Annotated in this window: 16 protein-coding genes and 1 tRNA gene; 10 read left to right on the forward strand and 7 right to left on the reverse strand. The window is 75.2% G+C overall.

The annotated features are described in order from the left end of the window. On the forward strand, positions 1–651 hold a 651-nt coding region (locus tag FB586_RS00005; protein WP_136517312.1), incomplete at its 5' end, for an RHS repeat-associated core domain-containing protein. A 486-nt stretch (positions 652–1,137) separates the two neighbouring features. Continuing rightward, entirely contained in the window at positions 1,138–1,416 is a 279-nt protein-coding gene (locus FB586_RS00010; RefSeq protein ID WP_136517313.1) for a hypothetical protein, read from the forward strand. Positions 1,417–1,670: 254 nt separating this feature from the next. Here the strand turns inward: FB586_RS00010 and FB586_RS00015 are convergent. Next, a tRNA-Ser gene (locus FB586_RS00015) sits at positions 1,671–1,757 on the reverse strand. Between the two features lie 117 nt (positions 1,758–1,874). Here FB586_RS00015 and FB586_RS00020 point away from each other — a divergent pair. After that, positions 1,875–2,765: a Sir2 family NAD-dependent protein deacetylase gene (locus FB586_RS00020; RefSeq protein ID WP_136517314.1), complete on the forward strand. Its 891-nt coding sequence runs from the start codon at positions 1,875–1,877 to the stop codon at positions 2,763–2,765. Positions 2,766–2,898: 133 nt separating this feature from the next. Here the strand turns inward: FB586_RS00020 and FB586_RS00025 are convergent, their stop codons facing one another. Further along, on the reverse strand, positions 2,899–3,330 hold the full coding sequence (locus FB586_RS00025; RefSeq protein WP_136518212.1) for a nucleoside deaminase: 432 nt from the start codon (positions 3,328–3,330) through the stop codon (positions 2,899–2,901). 150 nt (positions 3,331–3,480) lie between these two features. Here FB586_RS00025 and upp point away from each other — a divergent pair, with 150 nt between their 5' ends. Both upp and FB586_RS00035 read left to right on the forward strand, forming a co-directional pair. Then, entirely contained in the window at positions 3,481–4,116 is a 636-nt protein-coding gene (gene upp / locus FB586_RS00030; protein ID WP_136517315.1) for a uracil phosphoribosyltransferase, read from the forward strand. Positions 4,117–4,389: 273 nt separating this feature from the next. After that, on the forward strand, positions 4,390–4,770 hold the full coding sequence (locus FB586_RS00035) for a hypothetical protein (protein WP_136517316.1): 381 nt from the start codon (positions 4,390–4,392) through the stop codon (positions 4,768–4,770). Between the two features lie 107 nt (positions 4,771–4,877). On the opposite strand, the gene FB586_RS20135 is transcribed toward FB586_RS00035, so the two are convergent. Further along, entirely contained in the window at positions 4,878–9,017 is a 4,140-nt protein-coding gene (locus tag FB586_RS20135; protein ID WP_187697828.1) for a sigma-70 family RNA polymerase sigma factor, read from the reverse strand. 243 nt (positions 9,018–9,260) lie between these two features. On the opposite strand from FB586_RS20135, the gene FB586_RS00050 reads away from it, so the two are divergent. Continuing rightward, positions 9,261–10,043, forward strand: coding sequence for a hypothetical protein (locus tag FB586_RS00050; protein ID WP_136517317.1), 783 nt, complete (start codon positions 9,261–9,263; stop codon positions 10,041–10,043). 118 nt (positions 10,044–10,161) lie between these two features. Here the strand turns inward: FB586_RS00050 and FB586_RS00055 are convergent, their stop codons facing one another. Continuing rightward, complete coding sequence (locus tag FB586_RS00055) at positions 10,162–11,175, reverse strand: helix-turn-helix transcriptional regulator (protein WP_136517318.1); 1,014 nt, start codon at positions 11,173–11,175, stop codon at positions 10,162–10,164. An 86-nt stretch (positions 11,176–11,261) separates the two neighbouring features. Between FB586_RS00055 and FB586_RS00060 the strand changes: the two genes are divergently transcribed. The 4 genes from FB586_RS00060 to FB586_RS00075 all read left to right on the forward strand — a co-directional run bounded on the left by FB586_RS00060 (position 11,262) and on the right by FB586_RS00075 (position 15,276). Beyond that, complete coding sequence (locus tag FB586_RS00060; protein ID WP_136517319.1) at positions 11,262–12,632, forward strand: FAD-binding oxidoreductase; 1,371 nt, start codon at positions 11,262–11,264, stop codon at positions 12,630–12,632. Then, positions 12,629–13,294 (forward strand): NAD(P)-dependent oxidoreductase, encoded by a 666-nt coding sequence (locus tag FB586_RS00065; RefSeq protein ID WP_136517320.1) that lies wholly within the window; start codon positions 12,629–12,631, stop codon positions 13,292–13,294. The genes FB586_RS00060 and FB586_RS00065 overlap by 4 nt, the downstream gene beginning before the upstream one ends. Before the next feature lie 91 nt (positions 13,295–13,385). Then, the gene (locus tag FB586_RS00070; protein WP_136517321.1) at positions 13,386–14,345 is read left to right on the forward strand and encodes a COX15/CtaA family protein; all 960 of its coding nucleotides are present in this window, start codon (positions 13,386–13,388) and stop codon (positions 14,343–14,345) included. A 166-nt stretch (positions 14,346–14,511) separates the two neighbouring features. Continuing rightward, entirely contained in the window at positions 14,512–15,276 is a 765-nt protein-coding gene (locus FB586_RS00075; protein ID WP_136517322.1) for a phosphotransferase family protein, read from the forward strand. Positions 15,277–15,417: 141 nt separating this feature from the next. Here the strand turns inward: FB586_RS00075 and FB586_RS00080 are convergent, their stop codons facing one another. The 3 genes from FB586_RS00080 to nrdF form a co-directional block, all read right to left on the reverse strand. Then, the gene (locus FB586_RS00080) at positions 15,418–15,714 is read right to left on the reverse strand and encodes a DUF1540 domain-containing protein (protein WP_136517323.1); all 297 of its coding nucleotides are present in this window, start codon (positions 15,712–15,714) and stop codon (positions 15,418–15,420) included. A 204-nt stretch (positions 15,715–15,918) separates the two neighbouring features. Beyond that, complete coding sequence (locus tag FB586_RS00085; RefSeq protein WP_136517324.1) at positions 15,919–17,034, reverse strand: FUSC family protein; 1,116 nt, start codon at positions 17,032–17,034, stop codon at positions 15,919–15,921. Positions 17,035–17,165: 131 nt separating this feature from the next. Next, positions 17,166–18,146 carry a class 1b ribonucleoside-diphosphate reductase subunit beta gene (nrdF, locus tag FB586_RS00090; RefSeq protein WP_136518213.1) on the reverse strand — a complete coding sequence of 327 codons (981 nt, stop codon included), beginning with the start codon at positions 18,144–18,146 and terminating at the stop codon, positions 17,166–17,168. Positions 18,147–18,166 lie beyond the last annotated feature (20 nt).

Genomic DNA, 18,166 nt, shown 5'->3' on the forward strand with positions numbered 1-18,166 from the left:
AACGTCCTGGCGGCGAAGCAGGGCAGCAACCGCCTGTACTACGTCCAGGATGCGACGGACTCGGTCATCGGAGTGTTCGACGCCGCCGGCGGGTTCACCGGCGGGTACTCCTACTCCCCGTACGGAGAGCTGCGCGCGGCGACCGACAACCCCGTGATCAGGGACAACCCGTTGCGCTTCGCGAGCGGCCTGTGGGATGCGGCGGCCAACCTGTACCGGCTCGGGGCGCGCTACTACGACCCGAGCCTGGGCCGGTTCACGCAATACGACCCGACCGGCCAGGAGCCCAACCCGTACTCGTACGCGGCAGGCAACCCGGCGAACTTCATCGACCCCTCGGGGACGAAGTCGACGCTGTCGTCTCGCCTCGAGCTGGCTTCGGTCCTGCTGACAGGGGTAGGACTGGTGGCGACCGGAGTGGGAGCTCCGCTCGCCGTCGGGCTGGGGATCGGCGCGGCAGCCACCGCGGCCGATGTTGGCTCGAACCTCGCCAGGGGCAACAAGCGCGGAGCGCTGTTCGCCGGTGCGATGGGCGTCGTCGGGATGCGGACCGGCGTGGCAGGACACCTGCTGGGAGCCGGCAAGCTCTCATCGACACTGTACGAAGGCGCCTACGCGGGCATCGGCCTGTGGGGCGGGTCGCTGACATGAGGAGGGGCACTGATCATGGTCGCTGCTGGCAATAGCGGCAACATCCTGCTGGGCGTTGGCACCATCGTGGTCGCGGTTCTCATCGTGCTCGTGGTGAACAAGCTCCGCGGCGGAAGCGGACGCAAGTAGGTCCACCTTCACCGGCGCAACGCCGAGGGGGCCGGCACCGTACGTTGAGTACCGTGCCGGCCCCCGCGGCCGTTCCACTGCTGCTCTCCCACGGCCGATGGCCGCGCTTCGGGTGCCGACGCACGGTGACGCTGATCAGGTGCATCCTTGCCACGGCCTTCCGCGGTGGACCGCCCCACAGCCCGGCTTCGGCTTATGCCCACGACGTCGCTGAGGCGCGCACGGGCTGACCTCGAACAGCTCGTCGAGCTCATCCGGGACATGCACGAGCGTGTGACCGCCGCCCGCAACGGCAAGCGGACGGCAGTCCTGATGTAGCCCGACAGCGTCGCGAACCTCGAGGAGACGATCGCCGCCATGTCGGACGCAACCGCGACGGTCGAGACCCAGGAGGCCGACGCCGCAGTCGCCCGCGATGAGGCCGGTCCGATGCGGCCCCACTCAGGTTGCCGTCCGGCCGCTAACCAGCCCACGCTCGTCCTCCCCGCCTCGGTCGTGCACTTCAACCTGCGCATGGTCCGCAAGTGGGCCAAGCGCATCGGGTTCCAGAGCGACGACATCCTGCTCGCACGCGACCGTGCCATCGCCGGGTACGAGGAGATCCCCTCGACGACGACGAGCCGCCCGCGGCACTGAGCCCGCCCACCGCAGCCTGACCTCGGCGACAACCCAGCACCCTCGACAAGCCCACGGCCCCCGGCCGGTGGGCCTGCCGTCATGTCCGGGCACCGTCGCCTGAGCGAGCCAACGCCGGCGCACGCCGATCGTCCAGCCACGAACGGCCCGAACGAGCCCAGCTGGAACGACTGAACCCCCCGCGAGGAGCCCTTCCGGGCCCCCGCGAGGGGTTCTGTCACTTCAAGGCACTGAGTTCCGTCAGTACCCCCGAGCGGTAGCGGTGGGATTTGAACCCACGGTGGACTTTCACCCACACACGCTTTCGAGGCGTGCTCCTTAGGCCGCTCGGACACGCTACCTCGGCGGGTAACCCTACCCGCTGGACGCCCCGTGGTCCCAATCCGCTGCCCCGTGACCTGCGGCACGTGCCCCGGCGGCCGCCGTGCCGGCCCGCGAGCGCGACGTACCGTGGAGCGGTGAGCACGTCCCCGGCCCGTCCCGCCGCCGTGCGCGGCACCCTCGACGACGTCGTGGCCCTGCTCGCCGGGCGGCGCCTGACCGTGCTCACGGGAGCGGGTGTCTCGACCGACTCCGGCATCCCCGACTACCGCGGCCCCGACTCGCCGCCGCGCACGCCGATGACGTTCCAGCAGTTCGTCGGCGACGAGGCGTTCCGGCGGCACTACTGGGCCCGCAACCACGTCGGCTGGCGGCACGTGCACGGGACGCACCCGAACGCCGGGCACCGCGCGCTCGCGACGCTGGAGCAGCGCGGCGTCGTCCTCGGCCTCATCACGCAGAACGTCGACCTGCTGCACGAGGCCGCGGGCTCGCGGAACGTCATCGACCTGCACGGCCGGTACGACCGCGTGGTGTGCCTGCGCTGCGGCACGGTGGTGCCGCGCGCGGCGCTCGCGGACCGGCTCGAGGCCCTCAACCCCGGCTTCGTGGAGCGGGTCGGCGGGGAGGTCGGCGACGTGGAGATCGCGCCGGACGCCGACGCGGTGATCGAGCAGACGCAGGACTTCCGCGTGCAGGCGTGCTGGGCGCCGGACCCGGACGACCAGGCGCGCGCGTGCGGCGGGATCCTCAAGCCGGAGATCGTCTACTTCGGCGAGAACGTCCCGCGCGAGCGGGTCGACCGGGCGTACGCGATGGTCGACGCCGGGGACGCGCTGCTCGTCGCCGGCTCCTCGCTGTCGGTGCAGTCGGGCCTGCGGTTCGTGCGCCACGCCGCGCAGGCGGACAAGCCCGTGGTCGTCGTCAACCGCGGCGAGACCCGCGGCGACCGCTTCGCCACCCTGACGCTGCACGCCGGCACGTCGGAGACCCTCGCGGCCCTGGTCACCCTCCTCCCCACCCCCTGACCCGCCCCCCGCCCGGCCTCCGCCACCGTCGAGCGCGGTAGATGCGCGACGAGCGCGGTAGTCGTAACGGGTGCGCTCGTGACGCATCTACCGCGGTCGACGGAGGAAGCGGGGCGCCGGGGGCCCGCGCGGGTCAGCGGTGGGGGGCGAAGAACGTGTGCAGGAGGGCCGCCGACTCCTCGGCGCGCACGCCCGCGACCACCTCGACGCGGTGGTTCGACCGGCGGTCGCGGACGACGTCCCACGCCGACCCGCACGCGCCGGCCTTCGGGTCCCACGCGCCGAGCACGAGCCGCGGCACGCGCGCCAGCAGCGTCGCCCCCGCGCACATCAGGCACGGCTCGAGGGTGACGACGAGCGTGCAGTCGTCGAGCCGCCAGCGGCCCAGCGTCGCCGCGGCGTCCCGCAGCGCCAGCACCTCCGCGTGCGCGACGGGGTCGCCGTCGGCCTCCCGCCGGTTGCGCCCGCGGCCGACCACGGCACCGTCCGGTCCGAGCACGACCGCCCCGACCGGCACGTCGCCGGTCGCCAGCGCCGCCCGGGCCTCCTCGAGCGCGGTGGCCATGGCGGCGTCGTCGGCGGGCGTCGACCAGGGCGACGGGGGCGTCACGACGACGTCGCCGTCGCTGCCCGTGCCGTCCACGCCCCGCCTCCGCGCTCCCGTCGGCCGAAGGTCCGCGGCCGTGCGCCGCATCCTCGCACTACCCTGACGACCATGCGCCTGCACGTCGCCGACCACCCGCTCGTCGCCCACAAGCTCGCCGTCCTGCGCGACGAGCGGACGCCGAGCCCGACGTTCCGGCAGCTGGTCGACGAGCTCGTCACGCTGCTGGCCTACGAGGCGACGCGTGACGTCCGCACCGACGAGGTCGAGATCCGCACGCCGGTCGCGACGACCACGGGTGTGAAGATCGCCGACCCCAACCCCATCGTGGTGCCGATCCTGCGCGCCGGCCTGGGCATGCTCGAGGGCATGACCCGGCTGCTCCCTACCGCCGAGGTGGGCTTCCTCGGGCTGCAGCGGGACGAGGAGACGCTCGAGGCCATCACGTACGCCAACCGCCTCCCCGACGACCTGACGGGCCGGCAGTGCTTCCTGCTCGACCCGATGCTCGCGACCGGCGGCACGCTGGTCGCGTCCATCGACTACCTGCTGCAGCGCGGCGCCCGGGACGTCACGGCGGTGTGCCTCATCGCCGCGCCGGAGGGGCTGAAGGTCGTCGAGGAGTTCGTCGGCGACCGCGCCGACGTGCAGGTCGTCGTCGCCGCGGTGGACGAGCGGCTCGACGAGCACGCGTACATCGTCCCGGGCCTCGGCGACGCGGGCGACCGCCTCTACGGCATCGTCTGACCGGCCGGCGGCGCGCCGCCGCCCACTGCCGGCGCGCTCGGTCGTCCCATGACCTGAGACCCCGCGTCTATGGCGTGGACCCGTTCGTCCGTACGTGTCACGATCGTCCCGTGAGCCCCGTCACGCGCCGACCCGTGCATGCCGCCGGCATGCGTGCGTCCGTCGTCGCGTCCGGGTGGTATCCGCGCCGCTGTCGTCCCTGACGCCGCCCACCACCCGCCCCACCGGCCCGCGCAGCGCGCGCCCGCCGGTCCGCTCTCCCGGAGACCTGCCATGACGCCACCCGCGACCGCGCGCGTCCGCCGCCCCGCGGCGGCCGTCGCCGCACCGCCCGCCACACCCCCCGACATCCCGCCGCGCGCGGCGCTCGTCCTGTACGTGAGCGTGCCCGACGGCGGCGATCAGGCCGCCCCCACCCCGGGCGACCTCGCCGAGGCCGCCGAGATGCTGCGCGAGCTCGCGCAGGACCTGCTGCCGACCGCCCGGGCGTCGGTGGCCCTCTCCCTCGTGCCCGGCACCAGCGGCGACGTGCGCCGCATCGGCGACCGGATCTCCCACCTGCGGCTGCTCGCACCCCCGGAGGGGGACGAGCCGGGTGCTGCCGCACCCGCGCCGCCCACCGACGTCCTCAGCGGCTCGGGGGACGCCCGCTGAGGACACGCGCTGCCGGGCCGTCGCCACGGGATCGGGGGACCCCGACCGGCCCGGCAGCGCACCCCCGGGCCAGGCGGACGCCCGCCCGTGCCCGCACCGGCTGAGCCCTACGGCGCGACGACGCCCACCGGCGCAGCCGTCCGCACCGTGACGACGCCGAGCAGGTACTGGTCGGACCCGGTCGTCGGGGTGAGCGTCGCGACGTCGGACGCCATCGTCACGTCGGCGAAGGCCTTCGCGTCGACCCCGAGGGAGCTGGCCCAGCGCCAGCCGGTCGCCGTGGAGTCGAACGCGTCGGTCGCCGAGCCACCCCCGACCACCCGCGTCCCGTCCCAGCGCAGCGGCGTCAGCGGGCCGACGCCCGACATCGTGAGGCGGTCGCCGCCGGTCCCGCGGTCGCCCTCCCAGGTCACGACGCCGACCCGTGCTCGCGCACCGGCCTCCCCGACGAACGCGAACGCCGGTGCGGCGACGGCACGGCCGACCCACGACGGCCCCTCGTGCACCGTCACCGACGCCCCGTCCGGGCCCTCGACGCCGTGCACGACCACCAGCGACCACCCCGCGTAGTACGTGGGGTCGCGGTCCGTGCGTGCGTCGCTCACCGCGGCGTCGGCGAGCGCCCACGCACCGCCGCCGCCGCGGGCGACCAGGGCCGTGACGTCGACCGCGGCCTGGTAGTAGTGCCGGCCTGCGTCGTCCCGCACCTGCCGCACCGCGGCGGGGTCGGCCCGGACGTCGGTCCACGTGCCGTCCGGTGCCCGCAGCCGCGCGGTGGCGAGGTCGCCGCTCCACCCGTCGCGCGGCCCGCGGACGCCCGACCAGTACAGGCCGGCCCGGACCACCGGGCGACCGGCGGGCAGCGCGAGGCGGGTCTGCGAGGACACGGGCACGCGCGCGCGGACACCCGGCGGTGGCGCGTCGTCGAGGGGGTGCATGTCGAGGCCGTTGTTGGCGTGCGGCTGGTGCACGGACGGGCACGGCACGGCACGCCCGCTGCGGCAGACGAGCAGCGGCGCGCCCACCTCGGTGACGTCGAGGTCGCCGGTCCCGGACCACACGGGCGTGAGCCCGGCCGACGACGCGACGACGCGGACCGCCGTGCGCACGGGAGCAGCCCCGGCGGCCGTGACGACGACGTCCGCCGGGCGGTCGAGGGCGCCCGCCACGCGCAGGTTCACCTGCACGGGCACCCGCCCGCCGGCCGCCAGCCGCCCGAGCCGGCACTCCACGGTGCGGCCGGAGGCGTCGGCGCTGCACGCGGCCGTGCCGGGCAGCACCGCGGCGGGGTCGTGCGTGACGCCGCGCGGCAGCGTCACGCGGGCCACGAGGTCGTCGGCGTCGGCCGCCGGGCGTCCCTGCGCGGGACCGGCCACGCTGACGACGAACGCGAGGACGCCACCGCCGGCGCCGTCCGAGACCGCGGTCGCCTCGCCCAGCGCGAGCACCGGGGCGACGCCCCGCACGCCGAGGGCGGTGGGCGCGGGCAGGTCGGCGTCGTCGGCGGCGATCGCGACCGTCGCCACCCCCAGGTCCCCCACCGCGCCGGCCGCGGCGGTGAGCGGCACGAGCACGCGCACCGTCGCCCCTGCCGGCACCGGCTCACCGACGCGGCACACGGCGGAGGCGCCCTCCGGCGTGCACGCCCCGCCGGCGACGGGCACGGCGCCTCCGGGCGCTCCGAGGCGCACGACGACACCGGTGGCGGGCAGGTCGCCGGTGTTCGTCACGTCGACCGGCACCTGCGTCACCGCCCCGAGCGCCACCTCGACCGCGGCGGGTGCCGCCAGCACGGGCGCGGCGGGCCGCACGAGCGTCCAGGGGACGGTGACACGCGGCGGCGGTCCCGACGGCACGGGTCCGAGGACGGCCTCGACGGCGCCCTCCCGCGGTGCGACACGGGGCGCGGCGGTGAGCGCCAGCACGAGCGTCGTGGCCTCACGCCCGGCGAGCTCGACGAGGCGGCAGCGGACGATCCGGTCCTCGGGCGCGCAGGTCCAGGGGGCGGCGGCGCCGGCCGAGACGCCGGGCGGCAGGGCGAGGTCGACGGTGGCGGGGTCAGAGGCGGTCACGGCGGCACCACCGGCGTTGGCCAGCGGGAGCGCGAGGGTCCGGGTGCGCCCGACGACGAGCTCCACGGGGGCCGGGGCCGCGGCCGGCACGAGCCGCGCGGGCGACGGTGCCACGGACACGCGCAGGGGCGGCGGGGTCCAGGTCCTGTAGCGCCCGCTGATGTGCAGGCCTACCGGGTGCTCGCCGCCGGCGACCGAGTCGTCGACGCTGACCCGCAGCACGAGCGGGGCGGACACGCCGGGCGCGAGCTCGGGCAGCGTGCAGGTCGCCGTGTACTCGGCCGTCGAGAGGCAGAGCCAGCCGTCGGTGACGAGCGGGGCGGCTCCCCCGGCGCCCGCGAGGACGCCGCTCACGGCCTCCACCCGGACCCCCGGCGGCAGCGCGACGTCGGCGCGCAGGTCGACCGCGGCGCGCTCGCCGTCGTTGCGCACCGTCAGCGCGATCCGCTGCCCGCCGGACCCGGCGACCAGCGCGAGCCCGTCCCCGGGCTCGACGACCACGACGGGCGCGGGCTCGGGCGGCGGGGTGGGGTCGGGCGGCACCGGGTCGGGCGGGACCGGGCCGGGTGGCGGACCGGCGGACGGCTCGGGGACGGGGGCCTCCGCGTCGGAGCCGGCGAGCAGGGAGCCGGCGGCGGGTCCACCGGCACGGTCCGGCCCGGTCCCGTCGCCCCCCGCGGACCCGTCGCCGAGGACGGGCTCCTCGGGCACGGCGGGCTCGCCGAGGTCGCCGGGCAGGTCGGTCGGGCTGACGGACGGCACGGGCGGCGGGACCGGCAGGACGTCCTCGGTGGGTCCCGGGGACGGCGCGAGGGAGGTCGCGACCGACGTCCCCGACACGCCCGGCATCGCCCCGGTGTCGCCCGGTGCGAGCACCTGCGTCGCCCCGACCACCGCGGCCGCGACGACCGCGACGGCGCCGACGGTGACGGCGGCGGCGGTCGAGACACCACCGAGCACGGTCGCGGCGGCGCCCCCGGCGGCCGCCGCGGTGCCGGCCGCGGCCGCGGCGCCCGCCCCCGCGACGGCGGCGACCCCCAGCGGGGCGCTCGCCACGCCGGTGGCCACGGCACCCGCGGCAGCCGCACCCCCGGCCGCACCGGCACCCGTCACCGCCCCCCCGGCCGCACCGGCACCCGTCGCCGCACCCGCGGCCGCACCGGCGCCGGCCGCTCCGCCCGCACCGGCCGCTCCGCCGGTCGCAGCGGCACCACCGGTCGTCGCCCCGGCGGCGGTCGCACCACCGGCGCCACCGACCGCCGCGGTCCCGGCACCGGCGGCACCGCCCCCCGCAGCCCCCACGGCCCCACCACCCGCCGCGCCGGGCGCGACGGCGAGCGCGGCGCCCCCGGCCCCCAGGCCGCCGCCGACGGGCAGCGGGTGCCGCAGCGCGCCGAGCCCGGCGAGCCCGAGAACGAGGGGTGCGACGACGGCCCGCATCCCGTGGTTGACGTCCCCGAGCTCGAGCACGAGCGCACGGCACTCGCCGCACTCGTCGAGGTGCCGCTCCACGTGCCCGGTGTCCCGCGGACCGAGGCCGCCGCGCACGTACGTCCCGAGCCTGCCGGCGACGGCACGGCACCCCTCGGCGAGCGGGTCGTGCAGGTGCTGCTGGAGGTACGCCTGCCGCAGCCCCTCCCGCGCGCGGTAGGCGAGGGCGGCCACGCTGTTGGCGGTGAGCCCGAGCACGGGCGCGATCTGCGCCGGCGTCAGCCCCTCGACCTCGCAGTGCCACAGCACGGCCTGCCACCGCTCGGGCAGGGAACGGAACGCGCGCGCGACGAGGCTGCGCTCGAAGCCGGCGAGCGCCGGCTGCTCGGCGGCCTCGACGGGCAGCGCGCCGGTCTCGAGCGTCGCGACGTCGTCGGTGGGCGCGACGCGCCGGCCAGCGGTGCGCCGCACGGCGGCCGCGCGGCGGACGGCGGTGAACAGGTACGCCCGGAACGCGACCTCGGGCCCACCGCCGCCCCGGACCGCGCGGTGCACGGCGGCGAAGGTGTCGGCGACGACGTCCTCGGCGTCGGCCGAGGAGTCGGTGTACTGGCGGGCCACCACGAGCGCGGCGCCGGCGTGCCGCTCGTACAGACGGCCGAACGCCTCGCTGTCGCCGCCACGAGTGGCGCGCAGCAGAGCCGCATCGTCCTCGACGACGTCGTCGACTCCCCCGTGACGCACCACGCCGGACCCCTGTCCCCGCCCACCCCGAGCGCAAGGGTGCCATAAGCGACCGATGGGATGAACCCGGCGTACGGGTGACGAGCGGACGGCGGGCCACGCGGAGACGGCGGCGAGGGGGACGCGACGTGGACAGCGGCCGCGCGACCAGCGCGGACGCGCTCCGGCCCCCGAACGGGTGAAAAGCGGCCACTCATCCCGGGACCGGCGTCATGAGTGCGGTCCTGGACGCTCCCATCCACCGTGACGACCCACATCCGCCCCGACGCGCGCGCGGCCGACGACGGGCTGCGCGAGCGCTGGCGCCGCCAGAGCCTGGGCTCGGCGTGGCGCCGGCCGTCCGACTGGTACCACCCGGCCGTCGACGCGCTCGCCGGCGCCGTCCTGCACGACGAGGACCCGGCACCGCCGGCGTGGGTGCTCGGACGCGCGCGCGGCGAGCAGGGCGTCGGCATCGGCGAGGCGATCGACGACCTCGTCTGCCTGTACCGGAGCACGGGACGCAGCGCGCCGCCGATGCCGGCCGTGCGGGCGCTCAACGAGGGCTGGGCGGACGCGCAGGCCGAGCTCGTCATCACGGGTGCCTGCGTCGACGCCGAGACGGGGCTGCCGACGCAGCAGTACCTCGGCGTGCGGCTCGCGGAGGCCTACCTCGCCGCCCACCGCCAGGGCGTGCACCCCGCACTCCTGCACGGGCTCGCGGTGGTCGACGTCGCGGCGGGGCACGTGACGGGGTTCGTGCGGGCGGCACGCTCCGCGGCGGTGGGAGCGGCGCTGCGCACCGTGTTCGGCGCGGGGCACCCGATGGCCACGCTCGGGGACGGCGTGTTCGTCGTGCTCACCCGCACCGAGGACGACCTCGACGGGCAGATCGCGGCGCTGCGGGCGCAGATCGCGGCCCGCTGCAGCGACGAGGACGTGCGGGCGGCGACCCGCCGCCCGGTGCGCGTGTGGCACGAGGCGCTGCCGGGCACGCACGCCGGGGCCCTGCACCGGCTGGCGTCCCTCGCCCGGTCGGCCCCGTGATGTCGAGATGCACGACTAGATCGAGGATCGGCCTCGGACACGTCAAGTACGACCCGGCTTGCTCCGCCGCCGGGTGACGGTGGCGACCGCGATGAACACGGCCTCCGACGTCGGTGCGCTACGTCGACCGCATCGCGGCGCAGGGCGTGGTCGCTCGGCGAACCGTCGGTGATCCCGCGTAGAGCGTCGCGATCTCCGCGGACGCGCGGGCCAGCTCGGCGCGCGCTTCCGGCGGTTCCAGGATCTCGACGTCGGTTCCGAACTGGAGCAACTGCCGAACTGCTTGGACCACCGGGTAGGTCATCGTCACGTGGACCCGGTCGGGCTCGCCGTCTACGGCGGCCGGTGGTGCCGTGAAGTAGCCGCCTGCGATCCGCGTGACCATGTCGAGGCGTCGCCGGCGCACGCTCACCACGATCTGCGGACCGTCGCCGCGGTCCTCGACCATGCGGCGAAGCTCGGCCCACACCCCGATGAGCTCGACGCCCGGCCGCCGACGCACAGCGTCGGGCGCGAGCGACACGGACGTCACGCGGTCCGCGCGGTAGAGCCGCGGCTTGCCTCGGTGGTCTGCGACCAGGTACCAGGTGCCGGACTTGGCGACCAGCCCGTACGGGTCCACGGTGTAGGTGCGCTGACTCGGGTCGTCGCCGTGTCGGTAGCGGATGCGGACGCGGCGGTCGCTCTCGACGGCGGCGTACAGGGTCTCGACGTCGGCGTTCCTGGCGGGAGCGGCGCGCCACCGCTCCGGCTCGACGAGGATCCGACGACTGGTGAGCTCAGCCGCCGGTCGATGGGGGTCCGGCAGGGCGGCCATGACCTTGCGGAGCGCGGACCGCCACGCGTCGTGGAGCCCGAGGGCCGAGTGCGCGCTCTGCGAGGCGAGGACGAAGAGGGCCCGGGCCTCGTCCGCCGTCAGGCCGGTGACGTCGGTCCGGAAGCCGTCCACCAGGGCGATGCCTCCCGTGCTGCCACGCTCCGCGTACACCGGCACGCCGGCCGCCGACAGCGCCTCCAGATCGCGGTAGATCGTGCGCTGCGACACCTCGAGACGCTCGGCGAGCTCCCTCGCCGTGACCTTCCGGCGAGTCTGCAGCAGCAGCACGATCGAGAGCAGGCGGTCGAACTTCACGCTCCGAACCTAGGACGGGGATATGACGGCCGCTGTCAGGTATCGCCCCGCAAGGTGTCCCCGTCCGACCGAGGAAGGAGACAGGCATGATCGTCGAGGGTGTCGAGGGCCCGGTGCTGACGCCGGGGCAGGACGGGTTCGAGGAGGAGCGCACGGGGTTCAACCTGGCGGTGCGGCACCGCCCGGACGTCGTCGTGGGGGCGACGACACCAGCGGACGTGGCCGCGGCCGTCCGGCACGCGGCGGCGCGAGGGTGGGCCGTGGCGGTGCAGGGCACGGGCCACGGGGCCTCCGTCCCGCTGGACGGGGGGCTTCTCGTGTCCACCCGCCGGATGGCCGAGGTGGGAGTGGAGCCGAGCACCCGGACCGCCCGAGTGGATGCCGGTGCACGTTCCGGTCAGGTGGTCGAGGCTGCGGCGGTCCACGGGCTGGCGCCGCTGAACGGCTCGGCGCCGCACGTCGGCGTCGTCGGGTACACGCTCGGCGGCGGGCTGCCGCTGCTGGGCCGCAGCCACGGCTGGGCCGCCGACCGGGTGCGGGCCTTGGAGGTCGTGACCGCCGACGGGCGGCAGCACCGGGTCGGTCCCGACGACGAGCTGTTCGGCGGCCTGCTCGGAGGTCGGGACAACGTCGGCATCGTCACGGCCATGGAGTTCGAGCTCGTGCCGATCACGGAGCTGTACGGCGGTGGGCTCTTCTTCGACGCGGAGCGGGTGCCGGGACTGCTGGAGGGCTACGTCGCATGGGCGGCCGACCTCCCCCGGAGCATGAACACCTCGCTCGCGCTGGTCCCGTTCCCCGACGACCCGGTCCTGCCCGAGCCCATGCGCGGACGGCGCGTGTACCACGTGCGCATCGCGTGCACTGCGGGGCCCGGCGTCGGCGAGCTCCTCGTGCAGCCGCTGCGGGAGCTCGGCCCCCGCCTGCTCGACACCCTCGCGGTCCTGCCGTACCGCGAGAGCGCCTCCATCCACGACGACCCACCGGTCCCGATGCCCTGGGCCGCGGACAACGCGATGCTCACCGGCCTCGACTCCCGGGCCATCGCGACACTGCTCGCACACGTGCGCGACGAAGCGTCCGTGCCGACGATCGTCGAGCTGCGGCGCCTCGGCGGCGCGCTCGCCGACGCCGGCCCGCACGCGTCTCTCGTCGGCCATCGGTCGGCGGCGTACATGCTCGCCGTCCTGACCCCGCTGGAGGGTCCGGACACGCAGCAGGCCCACCGGGTGCTCGGCCGTCTGTTCGAGGACCTGACCCCGTGGACCACCGGGCGGTTCCTCAACTTCATGGGGCACGGGCCGCACGCCGACCACGCCAGGACACGCACGGCCTACGAGCCGGCAGACCTGGAGCGGCTCGCCCGCCTCAAGGCCCTCCACGACTCGGCGAACACCTTCCGTGCCAACACGAACGTCCTGCCCGTCGCCGACCCCGCACCCGAGGAGACGGCGTGAAGCTCACCGTCTTCGGCCCCACCGGCCGCATCGGGCAGCAGCTGGTGGCGCAGGCCCTCGCGGCCGGTCACGACGTGACCGCCGTCGTGCGGGCCACGTCGGCGCCCGTACCCGGTGCCCGCACCGTCACGGTGGACCTGGCCGACCACGACCCGGCACTCCTCGCGCCGGCGGTGGCCGGTGCCGACGCCGTGCTCTCGGCCCTGGGCCCGAGACGCCGGGCCGAGCACGGCATCGTGTCCGCCGGAACCCGGCGGATCGTCGCCGCGATGCAGGCGACCGGGGCGCGCCGCCTCGTCGTCGTCAGCGGGGTCGGCGTCGCCACCGTCCCGGTGCCGGGCCGGCCACGGCCACCGCGACGGGAGCCGGGCACCGGCTTCCGTATGCAGTACGTGACCGTGCCCCTGATCCGGCGCGTGCTCGGGGGGCACTTCGTCGACGTGGCGCTCATGGAGCACGACCTCGAGAGATGCGACCTGGACTGGACCATCATGCGCGTGCCGCGAGTGACGGACGAACCACCGACGGGGCGGGTCCGGACGGCGTACGACCGACCGCTGCGCGCGGCGCTGCGAATCGGTCGTGCCGACGCAGCAGCCCTGATGCTGCACCTGGCCACGCGATCAGACCTCGCCAGAACCGTGGTCACCGCAGCGTCCTGAGAGGATCGTCCAGCCGATCCAGCGGGATGTCGCACAGCGCCGACAGCGTGAGCCCGCCCTACCGTGATCACCCCGTGACGGAGCCTGACCGATGAGAACGCCGTTCGACTGGCTGGCCGAGCATGTCCGGTTCGGGTACCTCAGCCTGCAGGCGGCCGCAGCCACCGCTCTCGCGGCGAGCGTCATGATCGTGGTCACGGGATCGGTCGTCCGGGTGACCGGCTCCGGTCTGGGTTGCGACACGTGGCCGCGTTGCACCGCCGAGAGCCTGGTGCCGACGCCCGAGATGGGCGTCCACGGGGTGATCGAGTTCGGCAACCGGCTGCTCACGGTCGTCCTGTGCGTGATCGTCGGCTGGCTCATCGTCGTCGCTCGGCTACAACGGACGCCGGTGCGCCAGGTCACCCGATCGGCCTGGGTGCAGTTCTGGGTGATCGTCCTCAACGCCGTCGTCGGCGGGATCACCGTGTGGACGCGTCTGAGCCCCTACGTCGTCGCCGCTCACTTCCTGGCTGCCATGCTGCTCGTGACGGTCACCGCCGTCACGTGGCACGAGGTACGCACGCACGACCAACCCCGGCAGCCAGCGCCGCCGGACGTCCGGCACCTCGCAGCGGTGCTGGTCCTCGCCACAGCGGTGCTCGTCGTGCTGGGCACGCTCGTGACCGGGACCGGACCTCACGCCGGTGACTCGGCTGATGTCCCACGGATGCCGTTCGACTGGACGGCCGTGACCGCCCTGCACGCCGTCACCGCCGCGGCCGTCGGCGTCGCCGCTCTCGTGCTGTGGTTCAGGACGCGGCAGGCGCGGGCCTCGACGGTGCACCGACGCGCGACGGCGTACCTCATCGTGTTCGCAGCCCAGGGAGCCATCGGGGGAATCCAGGTAGCCACCAGGCTCCCCGAGCCGATCGTCGTGCTGCATCTACTCGGGGCCGCCCTGGTCTGGGTCGGTGCCATACGACTACTGCTGGACACCCGCGACCACCCGCCTCGCACGCGGGTGGAACTCGGGTCGCCAGCCACGGCGCCAGCCCGCTCCGCCACCTGACACCGGTCTCTCCTGCTGGCAGCCGCCGAGCACGGGACGCGGGACCACCGCTGACCGGCGGCAGTCGCACCGCAGGCAGGCGGGCCGGTGGTCGTCACCTGACCGTCCCGTGACCGGATGCCGACCTGAGCGAGACACGACGTGGCGGCGGGGTTACGGTCGTCCCATGCCTCCGGCCGACGTCGCTCCGACGGACCCGGCGAGCGCTGCCGACGTCCCCGGCGCCGCCGAGGTTCCCGGTCGCCTGCTGATGTCGGGGAGCTCCGCGGACCTGTACGCCCTCGACGACGACCGTGTGCTGCGCCGCTACCGCGACGGGCGGGACGTCGAGCCCGAGCGGGCGCTGCTCGACCACCTGGCGGCGCACGACTTCCCCGCGCCGCGCGTCCACGGCGACGCCGGCTCGGGCCTGGTCATGGACTGGCTGCACGGGCCGACGATGCTGCAGGCCCTCGGCGCCGGCGAGATGTCGCTGCACGACGCCGGCGAGCTCCTCGCCGACCTGCACCGCACCCTGCACGCGATCCCGGCGCCGACGGGCTGGCACGCGGCGGGACTGCCGGTCGGGGCCTCGACCGGGCCGGTGGTCGTCCACCTCGACCTGCACCCGGGCACCGTGGTGCTCACCGAGCGCGGGCCGCACCTGGTCGACTGGTCGCACGCGCGCCTCGGCACCGCGGAGCTGGACGTCGCGGTGACCGCGCTCGTGATCGCCGAGGTCGTGGTGGACGCCGGCGGCGACTACTCGCAGGCCGCGCGGGGGCTGCTCGCGCACTTCCTGCACGCCAGCGACGTCAGCCCGCGCGGCGCCCTCGACGAGGCGGCCGCGCTGCGCGCCGCCGACCCGCAGCTCGTCCCGGGCGAGCGCGAGCTCGTGCAGGACGCCGCCGCACTGGTGCGCACGCTCGTGGAGCTCACCGCGCACCCCTGATCCCCCCGCCCCGGACGAGCCTGTGGCGCTGCACGCCCGCCCGGGGCCGGGGCCGCACCCGGGGCCGCGGTCCGGCCGCCCCCGCGGCCGGACGCGGCGACGGCCGCCCCCGCGAGGGGAGGCGGCCGTCGGCGTGCGGGGTCAGCGCGGGGCGAACGTCAGGCAGTCGGCCAGGTCGTGCCCGGCGCCGACGCGGATGGACTCCGCGTTGCACTCCAGGTGGTCGTTGTGCAGGCAGTCCTGCCGCTGGCACGCGCCGACGTGGCTGACGACCTTGTCGAGGCCGCCCTTGGAGCTGAGGGGGATGAACGTGGCGCACTGCGCGTCACCGGTGCCGCCGACCGTGATCGCCGCGGCGTGGCAGGAGTGGTGCTCGTTGTAGGAGCAGCCGTCGACCGAGCACTCGGCGACGGGAGGAAGCTCTGCGAGGGTGCTCATTCCGGGTCCTCCGAGTCGGATCGCGGTCGTGCCGTGGCACGTCGTCCTTCTCGACGGTAGACCCGTCCCCGCGGTCCCGCCACCAAGGACGGGCTTGCCCAACCGCAGGTCAGGGGCACTTTTCAGGTGAGGCTAGCCTTCCTGCCGCGCGCATCGGCGCAGGTCGCCGCGGTGCGCGACCCGGTCGGGTGAACCTGCGACGCCTCAGCGGTCCCGCGGGTCGTCGTCCGCGTCGAGGGCCTCCGCCGGGCTCGACGAGAGGCGGATGTGGTCCGCAGGCGTGAGCGCGGAGAGCGAGCGACGCAGGGTCGTGACGACGCTCGAGACGACGAGTCCCACGGCGTCCGAGCCGCCGTCCGCCCCGTACCGGTGCAGCGCGGCGACGAGGGCGGCGACGGCGCGGTCGGCGGACCGCCGGCGCCCCGGCTCCGTGTCGGCAGTGGCGGCGTCGGCGGTGGTGGCGGCGAGCTCGCGCAGGGCGTCCGCCATCGGCCCGCGCAGCTCGTCGGGCAGTCCGCGCATGCTGGTCCCCCACGGCGCGTCCTCCCCGATCGCCTGCAGGTCGTCGACGAGCAGCACGGCCCGCTGCAGGGCACGGAAGTCGTCGGTGCGGCGGGTCACCGCGTCGCTCCGGCGGCGAGCGCGCCGGTTCGCGCGGGCTGCCTGGCGCAGCTCGTCGACCTCCGCCTGCGCCCGGGCCAGCGGCGCGCTGAGCAGGTCGCGGGCCGGCACGTCGACGTCGTCGTCCGCGGCCGGGTCGATCGCGACGGCCAGTGCGTCGAGCTGCTCGACGCAGGCCGCCCGCAGCGCGGCGAGCGCGCGGTCGGCGCGCTCCAGCGGCAGGGCGGGACGGATCGCGCTGACGACGACCGTGCACGCCGCGCCGAGCAGGAACAGCCCGGCGTAGGACGCCGCGTACCCGAGCTCCTGGCCGTGACCGATGAGCAGCACGAACATGCCGGCCACCGGCACGTAGGAACGGCTGTCCCCGAGCCAGGGCGCGCCCGCGAGCAGCATGCCGAGGCCCACCACCAGCGCGATCGCGGCGACGCCGGGACCCAGCAGCAGGTTCGCCAGCACCCCGACCGCCGCGCCCAGCAGGATCGCCGCGACCGTGCGCACCGTGGCGGACACCGACTGGACGACCGCGGAGTACGTCGTCGCGACCGCCCCGAACGGGGCGTAGAACGCGTACTCCCGGACCCCGGGCACCTGCAGCGCGATCAGCCACGCGACGGTGGCGGCGATCGCCGCCTTCACCGCCATGTCGAGGCGCGGGTGGCGCAGCAGCCGGCGGACGGTCCCGCGATCGGTGCGCATGCCCCCAGTCCGCATCCCCCCAGTGCAGCCGAGACGACCGGGTCCGGCAACGCGACCCCTCCGGGCCGCCGGCGCACCGCGGCCCCCGTGACGCGAGGGTCACGGGGGCCGCGGCGGTGCCTAGGCGGGGATCAGAAGTCCCAGTCCTCGTCCTCGGTGTTGACGGCCTTGCCGATGACGTACGACGAGCCGGACCCCGAGAAGAAGTCGTGGTTCTCGTCGGCGTTCGGGCTCAGCGCGGAGAGGATCGCCGGGTTGACGTCCGTCTCGTCGCGCGGGAAGAGCGCCTCGTAGCCGAGGTTCATCAGCGCCTTGTTGGCGTTGTAGCGCAGGAACTTCTTGACGTCCTCGGTCAGGCCGAGCTCGTCGTAGAGGTCCTGCGTGTACTCCACCTCGTTGTCGTAGAGCTCGAACAGGAGGTTGAACGTGTAGTCCTTGATGTCGGCGCGCTCGGCCGGCGAGACGAGCTCCAGGCCCTTCTGGAACTTGTAGCCGATGTAGTACCCGTGCACGGCCTCGTCGCGGATGATCAGGCGGATCAGGTCGGCCGTGTTCGTCAGCTTCGCCCGCGACGCCCAGTACATCGGCGCGTAGAAGCCCGAGTAGAACAGGAACGACTCGAGCATGGTCGAGGCGACCTTGCGCTTGAGCGGCTCGTCACCCCGGTAGTACTCGAGGACGATCTCGGCCTTGCGCTGGAGGTTCTGGTTCTCCTCCGACCAGCGGAACGCCTCGTCGATCTCCTTGGTGGAGACGAGCGTCGAGAAGATCGAGGAGTACGACTTGGCGTGCACCGACTCCATGAACGCGATGTTCGTGTAGACGGCCTCCTCATGCGGGGTCAGCGCGTCGGGGATGAGGCTGACCGCGCCGACCGTGCCCTGGATCGTGTCCAGGAGGGTCAGGCCGGTGAAGACGCGGCTCGTCATCGTCTTCTCGGCCTCGGTGAGGGTCGCCCAGGACTGGATGTCGTTGGAGACCGGCACCTTCTCCGGCAGCCAGAAGTTGCCGACCAGGCGGTCCCAGACCTCGAGGTCCTTCTCGTCCTGGAGGCGGTTCCAGTTGATCGCCGACACGCGGTCGACCAGCTTGAGCTTGCCCGTGGGGCTCATCATGTCGTCGTTCCTCGGTC

Origin of the sequence: Cellulomonas telluris, assembly GCF_004886325.1 — a bacterium.
Lineage (GTDB): Bacteria > Actinomycetota > Actinomycetes > Actinomycetales > Cellulomonadaceae > Cellulomonas > Cellulomonas telluris.

Bases quoted from the DNA above. Each gene is read 5' to 3' on its own strand.
- FB586_RS00010 (WP_136517313.1), top strand. From the start codon at position 1,138: ATGTCGGACGCAACCGCGACGGTCGAGACCCAGGAGGCCGACGCCGCA.
- FB586_RS00025 (WP_136518212.1), bottom strand. From the start codon at position 3,330: ATGGCCACCGCGCTCGAGGAGGCCCGGGCGGCGCTGGCGACCGGCGAC.
- upp (WP_136517315.1), top strand. From the start codon at position 3,481: ATGCGCCTGCACGTCGCCGACCACCCGCTCGTCGCCCACAAGCTCGCC.
- FB586_RS00035 (WP_136517316.1), top strand. From the start codon at position 4,390: ATGACGCCACCCGCGACCGCGCGCGTCCGCCGCCCCGCGGCGGCCGTC.
- FB586_RS00060 (WP_136517319.1), top strand. From the start codon at position 11,262: ATGATCGTCGAGGGTGTCGAGGGCCCGGTGCTGACGCCGGGGCAGGAC.
- FB586_RS00070 (WP_136517321.1), top strand. From the start codon at position 13,386: ATGAGAACGCCGTTCGACTGGCTGGCCGAGCATGTCCGGTTCGGGTAC.
- FB586_RS00075 (WP_136517322.1), top strand. From the start codon at position 14,512: ATGCCTCCGGCCGACGTCGCTCCGACGGACCCGGCGAGCGCTGCCGAC.
- FB586_RS00080 (WP_136517323.1), bottom strand. From the start codon at position 15,714: ATGAGCACCCTCGCAGAGCTTCCTCCCGTCGCCGAGTGCTCGGTCGAC.
- FB586_RS00085 (WP_136517324.1), bottom strand. From the start codon at position 17,034: ATGCGCACCGATCGCGGGACCGTCCGCCGGCTGCTGCGCCACCCGCGC.
- nrdF (WP_136518213.1), bottom strand. From the start codon at position 18,146: ATGAGCCCCACGGGCAAGCTCAAGCTGGTCGACCGCGTGTCGGCGATC.